Source organism: Acinetobacter junii, assembly GCF_018336855.1.
GTDB classification, from domain to species: Bacteria; Pseudomonadota; Gammaproteobacteria; order Pseudomonadales; family Moraxellaceae; genus Acinetobacter; species Acinetobacter junii.
On sequence record NZ_CP059558.1, the window covers coordinates 807,850 to 819,801 of the forward strand.

Genomic DNA, 11,952 nt, shown 5'->3' on the forward strand with positions numbered 1-11,952 from the left:
GAGTAACAATGAAACATTACAATTTAAAACTCACCACCTTTTGCCTACTCACGATGGGAGTTAATCAATTTTCATCGGCAGATAACTTGACTCGACAAACCTTACCGTTATTTCAGTCAAAAGATATTCCAGCATTATGTGACGCCAAAATTAACGATGTTAAAAAACAGCTTACGTCCTTAGAAGCTCTTCAACTCGCTCAAGATACGCCAGCCGCTCCAATATTGGCAAAATGGGATGCGATTCTTGCTTCTTTTGAGGATTTTTACGGTCCAATCGGTTTGTATAGCAACGTAGATCCTGATGAAGCGGTTCGCAAAGCTGCAGAAGATTGTGAGGTTAAAATTAGTCAGTTTCAAACTGAAATTTTGCAAAATTCAAAAATTTATCAACAATTTAAAAAAATTAAATCTACTGATCCTATCGATCAAAAGTTTCAAGCCGATATCTTGAAAGATTTTGAAGAAAAAGGGATACAACTCCCTGTTGATAAACAGCAGCGTTTAAAAGAAATATTGGATCAACTCACTAAAATAGAGCAGGAATATAGTCGGAACGTTCGTGATAATAAGCAGAAGCTAGAATTTACTGCTGCTGAGTTAAAAGGTTTACCACAAAGCTATATTAATGCTTTAAAGAAAAATGAAAAAGGAAGTTATTTACTAGGATTTGAATATCCAGAATATCGTCCATTTATGGAGCTTGCAGAAAATGACGAGGCACGAAAGCGTTATCAAGTCGCATTTACACGCCGTGGTAGTGAAAAGAATCTGAATTTATTAAAACAAGCTGTCGATTTGAGATATGAACTTGCAAAACTGTTTGGAAAATCAAGTTATGCTGAATGGGTTTTACAAAAACGCATGGCAATAACACCTGAGGCAGTGAATACATTTCTGGCAGATATTCATGCAACAGTTTCGCCTTTAGAACAAAAAGAAGTACAAACCTTACAAGCATTTAAAGCTCAAACATTAAATATTCCACTTGAGCAAGCCAAAATCGAACGATGGAGTGAAGCGTACTGGAGTGAAAAGTTACGCAAAGCTAAATATCAAGTAGATCAAGAAAAACTGCGTGAATATTTTCCAACTCAAGCAGCACAAGATTGGTTATTTGCGATTTCATCTAACTTATATGGTATCGAGTTTAAACCTGTAAAAGTGCCTGCGTGGCAAGATGAAGTTGAATATTACGATGTAACGGATACCAAAACTGGAAAATTGCTGGGCGGACTATACATGGACAAATTCCCACGTGAAGGGAAATATGGTCATGCTGCTGTGTGGAGTGTTTATGGGCGAAGTACATTAACTGATCGTAAACCTATTTCAGCTTTAGTGACTAACTTTAACCGTCAAGGATTGACCAGTGATGAGCTAGAAACTTTTGTACATGAGTTTGGACATGCTTTACATGGCATCCTTTCCAACACTCGATATTCATCACAAACGGGCACTACCGTTGAGCGAGATTTTGTAGAAGCACCTTCTCAGATGTATGAAGAATGGGCAAGACGAAAAGAGACACTTTCTAAACTTGCAGATTATTGCCAACCTGCCTGCCCACGAGTTGATGATGCATTAATTAAAAAGCTAGCTGCTGTACATAGTTACGGTCGTGGCTTGCATTATGCACGTCAAACTTTGTACGCCCAGTATGATATGGCATTGCATGGAACGGATGCTTTGAAGGTACAGCCATTGGATGTGTGGAAGAAAATGGAAAATGCTACAGCACTTGGGTACGTACCAACAACTGAGTTCCCTGGACAGTTCAATCACATCATGAATGGTTATCAAGTAGGTTATTACGGATATATGTGGTCTGAGGTTATGGCTTTGGATATGTTGTCGGCATTTGGCGATAACTTAAATAATCCAAAAGTTGGTCAGCATTATCGACAAACAATTTTATCTCAAGGTAGCCAAAAACCAGCAGAAAAGTTGGTCGAAGATTTCCTCGGACGTAAACCGAACAACAAAGCATTTTTTGATGAAATTACAGGTCAACGAGTGAAATAAGGGAGCATCTTTATGCTGGCATATATCATACGCCGTATATGGCAGATGATCCCGACGATGCTCGGGGTCGTGCTGCTGATTTTTTTCTTATTCAATTGGGTGGGGGGAGATCCTGCATATATCTTGGCAGGAAAAATGTCGAATCCTGAGCAAATAGAAAATATCCGACAACAGTTAGGCGTCGATCAGCCTTATTACGTTCAACTTTGGATCTTTATCAAGCAAATTCTAAGCTTCGATTATGGTGTGAGTTGGAGTACAGGTGAATCGGTCTCGCAAATTATAAGTACGCGTTTAGGGCCATCTTTAACGATTTTGATTCCATTGACGATTTTACAAACCGTTATTTCGATCATTTTGGCGTTGGCTGTTGCCTCAGTGCGAGGAAGTTTGACTGATCGTATGGTAATGATGCTTTGCACGATTGGAATGTCGATTAGTATTTTGGTTTATATCATTATTTTTCAATACTTCTTTGCTTATCAGCTTGGTTGGTTTCCAGTTCAAGGCTGGAGCGATAGCTTCAGTGAAAATCTATTCAAATATGCATTATTACCTGTTCTTATCATGTTGGTGGTAAGTATCGCCCCAACGTTAAGACTGTATCGTAGCTTTATTTTGGATGAGGTGAATCAGGACTATGTGCGCACGGCACGCGCTAAAGGGGTGAGTGAACGACGTGTCTATGGCGTGCATGTTTTACGTAATGCTTCAATTCCGATTGTGACGGATGTGATGGCAACTTTACCTGCTTTGTTAATTGGTGCCTTTTTGATCGAACGCTTTTTTGGTATTCCAGGGATCGGTCGAGAAGTCATTATTGCCGTTGAACGAAGTGATTTTCCTGTGATTAAAGCGATTACGGTATACGTTGCCGCTGCAACCATGTTTTTTAACTTAATTGCTGATCTGATATATAAATTGATCGATCCGCGTGTAGAGTTGAAGTAGGTGAACTATGCTGAGTGTATTATCAAAACGAAAAGCGCAAGTTCAGACTAACACCGCATCTTCAGGATTATGGCGTTTGGCAGTACAACGATTAAAAGCAGATCGTATTGCTATGGCATCCTTATTCATCGTATTCGCCTATTTCATTGTGTTGCTACTATCTGTTACAGGCGTAATCGCTTCGGATTGGAACAAAGAGGTTGCAGTCAGTTATGCGCCGCCAACCTTTATGGGCGCTGATACTGAAGACACGCCTCTGAGCCCAATCGCTAAACAAGCAGAAGTTTTACCTGAAAATCCAGTCGATCCTTTAAAAGATATTTTACGGGAATTGAATACTCAGACTACACAACAAACCTCAGGCAATGTAGCTATTGATTACTACGGTGTAATCGATCCATTGGCGGAAGATATGCATGCAATCAATCAGCAACTTGGTGGCGAGTTACTTGATCAAAAGCAAGAACTAAAAACAACCTTAGCATTCGGTGCAGATAAATGGGGGCAAGATGTTCTCCTTAAAACGATTAAAGGCGCTGAAACTTCGATTCTTGTAGGATTACTGTCAGCACTTTTAGCTGTTGTAATTGGGACTTTTCTTGGTGCAATCGCGGGATATTTTGGTGGTTGGGTAGATGATGTGCTCAATTGGTTCTATAACATCTTTACTTCAATACCTTATCTATTATTGGTTTTGGCTGTTGCAGCGGTTTTGCAGCAGAAAGGTATTCTTTCGATTGTATTAATTCTAGGTTTAACAGGCTGGACAGGAGTGTTCCGTTTGATTCGTGCTGAATATATGAAGCATAAATCTCGTGAATATGTACTTGCTGCCAAAGCAATTGGGGTCAGCCATTTCCGCCGTATGTTTGTGCATATTTTCCCCAACGTGAGTCATATCGCGTTGGTTCAGATTTCAATTCTAGTGGTAGCGTTTATCAAGTCAGAAGTAATCTTAAGCTTCCTCGGTTTTGGTGTTCCTGTCGGTGTTGTGTCATGGGGCAGTATGTTGAATGAGGCGCAAACCGAATTGATTTTAGGGAAATGGTGGCAATTGGCTGCCGCATCGATTGCGATGGCGGTGTTAGTGACAGCATTTTCTATGTTTACTGATGCATTACGTGATGCATTGGATCCAAAACTGAAATAGCGGAGTGAGATGCGATGACAACAATAAATGAATCACCGTTATTAAAAGTTGAAAATCTTGAGGTGAGTTTTAAATCCGAAAGCAAACAATGGATTAAAACTGTTAAAGGGATTTCGTTTAGTATCCCAAAAAATAAAACAGTTGCCTTAGTTGGAGAGTCGGGAAGTGGTAAATCAGTCACTTCATTGGCAGTTATGGGATTATTACCGAAAGGACAAAGTCAAATTTCAGAACAGAGTCAAATCCGTTTTGAAGATAAAGACTTACTTAATCTATCTGTTGCAGAGCTACGTAATATTTGTGGAAAAGATATTGCGATGATTTTCCAAGAGCCAATGTCATCATTAAATCCAGTATTTACCGTTGGTGATCAAATTGCAGAGGTTTTGCGTATTCACTTGGGTATGGGACGTAAACAAGCTCGTGCACGTGTTTTAGAATTATTGAAAGAAGTCGGTATTCCATCTCCCGACACCAAGATCGATGCTTATCCAAGTCAATTATCTGGTGGTCAACAACAACGTGTGATGATTGCGATGGCGATCGCTTGTGAACCGAAACTATTGATTGCGGATGAGCCGACTACTGCACTAGATGTCACTATTCAAAAACAAATTATTGATTTGTTGGAGTCTTTGCGTCAGCGTCGTGAAATGTCAATGTTGTTTATTACCCATGATTTGGCATTGGTCGGTGAAATTGCCGATGAAGTGATTGTAATGCGTCATGGTGAAATTCGTGAAAGTGGTGATGCTCAACAAGTTTTAGAACAACCGAATGATGTCTATACGAGAGCACTGTTGCATTGTCGCCCACAACTTTCTTCTCGACCATATCGTTTACCTGTGACCAGTGACTTTATGAAACAAGAAAATGGTCAGCTTATCGAAGCTATTAATCTGTCAACGGTTCATCTGCAAGAACGTAGTCGTGGCTTAACAGGTGACGAGCCGATTATCTTGGATGTACAAAATCTCAAAAAATCATTTTATAGTCGTAAAGGTTTATGGGGACGTGATGAGTTTCAGGCGGTGAAAGGTGTTTCCTTTAAACTGGCTAAGGGCAAAACATTGGGTTTGGTGGGTGAGTCTGGATCTGGGAAAACGACAATTGGTTTGTTACTTATGCGATTGCATGAAGCAACTGGTGGTCAGGCCTTTATAGATGGTAAAGATATTCTTGCGATGTCAGAGAAGGAATTTGCCCTCTATCAACGTAAAATTCAGATCATTTTCCAAAATCCTTACGCATCATTAAATCCTCGTTTTACCATTGGGCAGATTTTACTTGAACCGATGCGTATTCATGGGATCGGTCAAAATGATCAAGAGCGTAAAAAAATTGCACTAGAGCTTCTGGAGCGTGTTAGCCTACCTGTTGAAGCATATGATCGTTATCCACATGAGTTTTCGGGAGGACAGCGTCAACGGATTGCGATTGCACGTTGCTTAACTTTGAAACCTGAGATTTTGATCTGTGATGAGTCAGTTTCAGCGCTTGATGTGTCTGTACAGGCTCAGGTATTAAACTTGCTTCAGGATTTACAGGATGAGTTTGGTTTGAGTTATATTTTTATTTCTCATGATTTATCTGTGGTGAAATATATTTCAGATCAAGTAATGGTCATGAATCATGGGGAAGTGGTTGAAATTGCAAATTCAGATGAGCTCTATTTGAATCCTCAACATGAATATACTCAAAAATTATTAAAAGCAATTCCACAAGGTATTGCTTAGCTAGCTTCTGATTTTCATATCTAAGTCCCATAAAAAAACGCTCAAATTTGAGCGTTTTTTTATTTACATTGCTGAGCAATTAGAACTTTTTAAAACCTTTATTCAGGCCAATAGTTTTGCGTCCACTGTTGCCGTTATTATTGGCATTTGGGCGTTGTTGTTGCTCTGGTTGTTCATCATCACGACGTTGTTGACGTAAATAACCTCCACGACGCGCCGCCATTGGTTTTTCACTCATGCGTTCAGTACGACGTTTTGCCATACCGAATAAGCCCGTACCTTGACGAGGTTTTAATTCAACTGATTTCGCTAAGTTATCGATATCGGCTTTATCGAGCTCCATCCAGCGACCTGTGCGTAATTCACGTGGCAAAATCACTGTACCGTAACGAGTACGGAGTAGACGACTTACTTTTAAACCTTGTGATTCAAAGATACGACGTACTTCACGATTACGACCCTCTTTCACAACAACTTGATACCAACGGTTAATTCCATCGCCACCAATTTCGGAGAAAGATTCAAACTTAGCAGGACCATCTTCAAGTTCGACGCCCTTAAGCATATTGTTACGGATTTGCGGAGTGACTTCACCCATAACACGCACGGCATATTCACGTTCTACTTCATTTGAAGGGTGCATTAAGCGGTTAGCAAGCTCACCATCATTTGTAAAAATCAATAAACCAGTACTGTTGATATCAAGACGACCCACCATCACCCAACGATCATTGGCGATTTGGGGTAAGTGATCAAATACCGTAGGGCGTTTTTCAGGATCATTGCGTGAGCAAATCTCACCTTCAGGCTTGTAGTAGATCAATACACGACGACGTATTTCGTCTTCAATCTGGAATTGTACTTTACGACCATCGATACGGAGTTCATCAGTCGGTTCAATACGTTCACCCACTTGGGCGATTTTACCATTGATGCTGACACGACCAGCAGCAATAACCTCTTCCATATAACGACGTGAGCCTAACCCCACTCTCGCCAGTACCTTTTGTAATTTTTCACTCATGACAGCACAACCTTAGACATAATGATCAACAGTTCACCTTCTCAAGACTTCGGCGCATGTGCATCGAGAGCCATGAATGCTTCCTTGGCGTTCTGTAGGGGAGGCAATTGACCTAGCGAAGCTAAACCAAAAGCATTTAAAAATTGAGGCGTTGTAACTAACAACGCGGGTCTTCCAGGTAAATCTCTAAAACCAGATTCTTTAATCCAGTTCCAGTCAAAAAGCGTTCTCAAGTTCTGGCTATTGTTTGAAACACCACGAATTTGTTCGATATCAGCACGTGTTACAGGTTGATGATAAGCAATCACTGCAACCGTTTCGAGTAAAGAAGGAGAAAGTTTCGTCGGACGTTCAGGCCAAACTTGCGCGATAATATTTCGATATTTTGCACGGACTTGAAAACGAAAGCCCTGTGCCGTTTCAATTAATTCAATAGATCGACCATGCTGCAACATTGCAAGCTGTTGCAGAAAAGTACGTAATTGTTGCTTATTATATTGGTTTTGAAATGCTTCTTTTAGTCGTGCTAGTGAAACTGGGGAGTCACTGGCAAATAAAATAGCCTCAATTTGCAACAAAACATCATGATGTATATCTTCAAGAGACATGCCTTCATGTAAATCGAATTGTTCTAAACTCATGCTGATACTCCTTGAATAGTTAATGGAGCCTCGATACCAGAATGAATAATTTGAATTTTTTGTTGTCTCGTGAGTTCAAGAACAGCCATAAATGTTACAACCATTCCCATACGACCTTGTTTTGGATTTAGCAGCTCAATAAAACTCAAGCTCAAACCAGTTGCAAGTTGACTTTCGATGAAGGCGATTCGCTCTTCTAACAGTACAGGTTCTTGTGCAACAACATGTTTAACGGGTTCAGGACGATTGAATACGCAAAACAAAGCATCACGTAATGCATCTACATCATAACCTTCATAAATTGGGGCAATATGACCTATGCTTACATTAGTGCTAAAAGTATCTCGCTCAAAAATTGGCATTTGCCCTAATTTTTCAGCCACTTGTTTGATTCTTAAATACGTTTCAAGTCGATCAATAAGTTCTTGTTTTGGATCTTTTTCAAATTGATCTACAGCAACAGGTTTTGGAAGTAACAAACGAGATTTTAAATCGGCGAGTAATGCAGCCATCACCATATAGTCTGCGGTGAGTTCGATATTGAGCGATTTCATGCTATCCATATAAGACAGATATTGGGTAGCGATCGGGGAAATATCCAATTGTAAAAGATCAAATCCATTTTTCTGGATTAAATAGATGAGGAAATCTAGAGGACCTTCAAATTGTTCAAGTAAAATTTCAAATGCAGCAGGGGGAATATACAAATCTTCAGGTATAGCTTCTTGCCATTCGTCAAGCACACGAATGGAAGGAGAAGTCTCCAATGTAGAAGAAAGGATTTGATTCATTACCGTTATAAGCCACGCGAATTTTCAAAAGCATGAAAGAGAAAGTGCGGACACATGCAAATTCACATGTCACAGCAAGTTCAGCTATTCTAATCGAATTACCTAATTTAATAAATTGCTCACTTACAAAAACCTTAAGTTTCTCAGGGTATTTTCTATGCTTATGGCATCGTATGCAGTCCATAGATGAATTTTATGGTTAAATTGTCTTCGCATTATAAAAAATTGGCATTTTTTTATGTACAGATATCAAGAAACACAAGAAAACAAATTTGGACAGCTCACCAGTTTTTCAGTTGAGCACTTTAAGCCTTGTGAGCTAGTGCGTGGAAATATTGAGGGGAATTATGTCAATTTAATTGATATCAATTCTGAAGTTTCAAATCGAGCTTTTTCCCAAATTTGGAATTGTGTCACAACAGAGCCAGATGAAAGTTGTTGGACCTATTTGCCGTATGCCGCACCATTGAATTTAACTGTACTTACGGAATCACTAAAAAATTCATTTAATTTTAAAGGCTCAACACATTTTCTAATTGAAATTGAGGGTGAAATTTGTGGATGGATTGCTCTGCTTAATTCTAGACTCGACAACGGTGCCATAGAAATCGGCAATGTTTATTTCTCTCATAAAATGAAAAAGTCGAGGGCTGCTACAGAAGCTATTTTTCTATTAATACAACAATGTTTTAAGCAAAGATTTCGACGCATTGAGTGGAAGTGTGATGATTGTAATCAACCTTCTAAAGCAGCTGCATTGCGTTTCGGGTTTCAATATGAAGGTTTATTTAGACAAGATCGAATTGTGAAAGGAAGAAATCGTAATACGGCGTGGTTTTCAATTATTGATGAAGAGTGGTCAGATTTAGAGCCAGCTTATCAACAATGGTTAAGTCCAGAAAATTTTGATGCAAAAGGTATTCAGAAAAAGCGGTTATCAGATTTTATATGATTCAATTTAGACATTAAGCATCAAAAATTGCGTATTCGATAATTGATTGACATTGAGATCGAATACACAAGTTTAGATTCTCTAAATCTTCAAATATGTCTTTTACAATCTTAACTTCTAAAAAATATTCAAAACCTTATTGTCATGTTTAATTTGTATAAGCCCTTCTTTGGGTTCTTTGACTTCAAGGGTGATAGATAGGTTCTAAAAGCCAAGGTTCAATGACATAGATTGTCTGGTCATCAGCATAATCATAAATGTTCACTAACATTTGAAATAGATGCATTTGCTATATCTTTATTATTCAAACGCACTTACATCTCCAACCCCACGACGTACGATCTCTGGGTTTTCTCCAGATAAATCCACGATACTAGTGGTAGATAAAGTACCGAAACCGCCATCAATAAATACATCTATGCGTTTGCCGAGTTGATTTTCAATATCATAAGGATCATCTAGTGGTTCTGTTTGATCAGGAAGAATCAGGGTGCTTGTGAGTAGTGGTTCGCCGAGCTCTTTTAGCAACGCTTGTGCGATAGGATTGCTAGGAATACGCAAACCAATGGTTTTTTTCTTAGGATGCATCAAACGTTTTGGAACTTCGCTGGTTGCAGGCAAAATAAAAGTGGTTACAGCAGGCGTATTATTTTTAAGCAGTCGATACATTGCATTATCAACTTTTGCATAGGTTGCAATATCAGATAGATCACAACACATAATCGCATATTGATGTTTTGGACCTAGACCGCGAATCTGTGCAATTCGCTCCATGGCATTTTTATTTCCAATTTGGCAACCAATTGCATAAGCAGCATCAGTCGGATAAACAACCACATCACCTGCACGTATACGATCTACAGCTTGAGTGATTAAGCGTGCCTGTGGATTTTCAGGATGAATATGTAAGTGCAACATTATTATAACTCCCTGATCTTTATGGCTGAATTAAGTATGAAACGTGTTAAGGGGCGGATGCAAGTCTCAGATGTGATAATTTTGTCAATCAATCAAGCGATTCACGTTTAAATTCATCAAGTTGTAATGCTCGTCCATTACGCGTACACAAGCAGATATAATAAATGAAGTGTGCAGCATCACGAGGTAATTTAGACTCACCTGAAAAAAAGCATTTTACTTGATTAAAAACATTGTCTTTAAACAAAGCACCATCACCACCTTCGCCAGTTAAGTTATCTAAAGAGACACGAAACTTTCGACCAAATGCAGTTGCAAACAACCATTCAATCGCTTGGGGTTTGATTTCTACTTGTTCAAAAAGCGCTTGCTGTTCCGCAGTTCGACCATCAGGTGCATACCAATAACCTAGATCAGGTAACTTTCTACGTTGTTCCCCTGAAATCGTCCAATGACTAATTTCATGTAAGGCACTATTAAAAAAACCATGAGCAAATTGGATTCGTGCAGGTAGCTGATCTGTCGCTGGGAAATATTCTGGTTCAAAATCACCTTTAACTAATGTGACATTATGGTGGGAAAACCAGTGATTAAAGTGTAAAATGAGCCAATCAACATGTTCTACTTCAGTTGTTAAGTTTTGCCAAGATGAGCGTTGCACTTGATCTGGTATCAATCGAGGTAGATCAGTTGAATGGGTGCTAACAAGTGATGAAGTTGTTACTTCAGGTTGCGGCTGCAACAGGTGCATTGCTTAATTTACCCCGAGTTCTGTCTAAAGAAGTGCAAAATTGTATCTTAATCTTTGACAGAGTACCGATGAATTTGTAGAATTGCCGCCTTAATTATGTCAGCAAATACCTTTCCGGCACAGATTGAGCCGTTTAAATGGGCTGAACAAGGCTTTACATGGTCAGGTACACTGCCATTGTCTCGCTTTGCTCGTATCGCTCGTGAAGCTGTTGGATCAATTAATGATCAATTGATCAACATAGACTGTAAGCTATCAATGGATGCATATCATCGCATTGTATGGTTAGATGGACATATTGATACGAAAGTTCCGATGGAATGCCAGCGTTGTCTGGATACCGTTGAAACTGAACTTGTATCAGATTTTCATTTAGCTTTAATCGATGATGAGTCACTGATAGAGCGCTTGGATGAGGATGCTGATTTCATCGTTTTAGGTGAAAGTGAGTCAACGAAAAAAGGTGATATTGATACACCTGCTTCGATCGATTTGCTCGCATTACTAGAAGATGAACTGTTATTGTTGATGCCTTTATCTCCTAAGCATGATGCTTGTGAGTTAAAACATCGACCTACCATTCAGGACGTTGTCGAAGAGAAGCGGGATAACCCGTTTGATGTTTTGGCAAGTTTGAAGGGTAAACTTAACTCATAATTTGTGTTATAATGTTGAGTTAAGACAACTGAATTTGTTCTGATCCATTTTTTCGATCTTTGTAAGGAGCCATCATGGCCGTTCAGCAAAACCGTAAAAGTCGCTCTCGCCGTGACATGCGCCGTTCACATGACGCTTTAACCGAGAATGCATTATCTGTAGACCAAACTACTGGTGAAACTCATCGTCGTCACCACGTGACTAAAGACGGTATTTACCGTGGTCGTCAATTATTCGCTAAAGCAGCTGATGCTGAATAATTGAATCATATGCATTAAGCGTTAGCTTAAAGTATAGAAAAAATGGGAGCGAAAGCTCCCTTTTTTGTTGTTTTTCGCAATTATAAAACGATTTAAT

General features: G+C 39.3%; 12 protein-coding genes. 7 read left to right on the plus strand and 5 right to left on the minus strand.

Annotated features, from left to right (window positions below; all coding sequences use genetic code 11):
• Window positions 1–8: 8 nt before the first annotated feature.
• The 4 genes from H2677_RS03825 to H2677_RS03840 are packed head-to-tail and all read left to right on the plus strand — an operon-like array spanning window position 9 to window position 5,861.
• Window positions 9–2,024 (plus strand): M3 family metallopeptidase, encoded by a 2,016-nt coding sequence (locus H2677_RS03825; RefSeq protein ID WP_212639178.1) that lies wholly within the window; start codon window positions 9–11, stop codon window positions 2,022–2,024.
• Between the two features lie 12 nt (window positions 2,025–2,036).
• A complete protein-coding gene (locus H2677_RS03830; RefSeq protein ID WP_004914054.1) occupies window positions 2,037–2,975 on the plus strand; it encodes an ABC transporter permease in 939 nt (312 codons plus the stop codon).
• A gap of 7 nt (window positions 2,976–2,982) precedes the next feature.
• The gene (locus tag H2677_RS03835; protein ID WP_212639179.1) at window positions 2,983–4,125 is read left to right on the plus strand and encodes an ABC transporter permease; all 1,143 of its coding nucleotides are present in this window, start codon (window positions 2,983–2,985) and stop codon (window positions 4,123–4,125) included.
• 14 nt (window positions 4,126–4,139) lie between these two features.
• Window positions 4,140–5,861 (plus strand): ABC transporter ATP-binding protein, encoded by a 1,722-nt coding sequence (locus tag H2677_RS03840; protein ID WP_212639180.1) that lies wholly within the window; start codon window positions 4,140–4,142, stop codon window positions 5,859–5,861.
• A 79-nt stretch (window positions 5,862–5,940) separates the two neighbouring features.
• Here the strand turns inward: H2677_RS03840 and rluB are convergent, their stop codons facing one another.
• The 3 genes from rluB to H2677_RS03855 are packed head-to-tail and all read right to left on the minus strand — an operon-like array spanning window position 5,941 to window position 8,317.
• A complete protein-coding gene (gene rluB / locus H2677_RS03845; RefSeq protein WP_004952611.1) occupies window positions 5,941–6,885 on the minus strand; it encodes a 23S rRNA pseudouridine(2605) synthase RluB in 945 nt (314 codons plus the stop codon).
• A gap of 41 nt (window positions 6,886–6,926) precedes the next feature.
• Window positions 6,927–7,526 (minus strand): SMC-Scp complex subunit ScpB, encoded by a 600-nt coding sequence (scpB, locus tag H2677_RS03850; RefSeq protein ID WP_212639181.1) that lies wholly within the window; start codon window positions 7,524–7,526, stop codon window positions 6,927–6,929.
• The gene (locus H2677_RS03855; protein ID WP_004960148.1) at window positions 7,523–8,317 is read right to left on the minus strand and encodes a segregation and condensation protein A; all 795 of its coding nucleotides are present in this window, start codon (window positions 8,315–8,317) and stop codon (window positions 7,523–7,525) included. The genes scpB and H2677_RS03855 overlap by 4 nt, the downstream gene beginning before the upstream one ends.
• A gap of 238 nt (window positions 8,318–8,555) precedes the next feature.
• On the opposite strand from H2677_RS03855, the gene H2677_RS03860 reads away from it, so the two are divergent.
• Complete coding sequence (locus H2677_RS03860; protein ID WP_212639182.1) at window positions 8,556–9,269, plus strand: GNAT family N-acetyltransferase; 714 nt, start codon at window positions 8,556–8,558, stop codon at window positions 9,267–9,269.
• A 300-nt stretch (window positions 9,270–9,569) separates the two neighbouring features.
• Here H2677_RS03860 and H2677_RS03865 read toward each other — a convergent pair whose 3' ends face one another.
• Together H2677_RS03865 and H2677_RS03870 are read right to left on the minus strand one after the other, a co-directional pair.
• Entirely contained in the window at window positions 9,570–10,187 is a 618-nt protein-coding gene (locus H2677_RS03865) for an L-threonylcarbamoyladenylate synthase (protein ID WP_004914027.1), read from the minus strand.
• An 88-nt stretch (window positions 10,188–10,275) separates the two neighbouring features.
• The gene (locus H2677_RS03870) at window positions 10,276–10,938 is read right to left on the minus strand and encodes an elongation factor P hydroxylase (RefSeq protein ID WP_212639183.1); all 663 of its coding nucleotides are present in this window, start codon (window positions 10,936–10,938) and stop codon (window positions 10,276–10,278) included.
• Between the two features lie 96 nt (window positions 10,939–11,034).
• Here H2677_RS03870 and H2677_RS03875 point away from each other — a divergent pair, with 96 nt between their 5' ends.
• Together H2677_RS03875 and rpmF are read left to right on the plus strand one after the other, a co-directional pair.
• Window positions 11,035–11,595, plus strand: a complete 561-nt coding sequence (locus H2677_RS03875) for a YceD family protein (protein ID WP_004952618.1) — start codon at window positions 11,035–11,037, stop codon at window positions 11,593–11,595.
• 74 nt (window positions 11,596–11,669) lie between these two features.
• Window positions 11,670–11,855: a 50S ribosomal protein L32 gene (gene rpmF, locus H2677_RS03880; RefSeq protein WP_004638135.1), complete on the plus strand. Its 186-nt coding sequence runs from the start codon at window positions 11,670–11,672 to the stop codon at window positions 11,853–11,855.
• Window positions 11,856–11,952 lie beyond the last annotated feature (97 nt).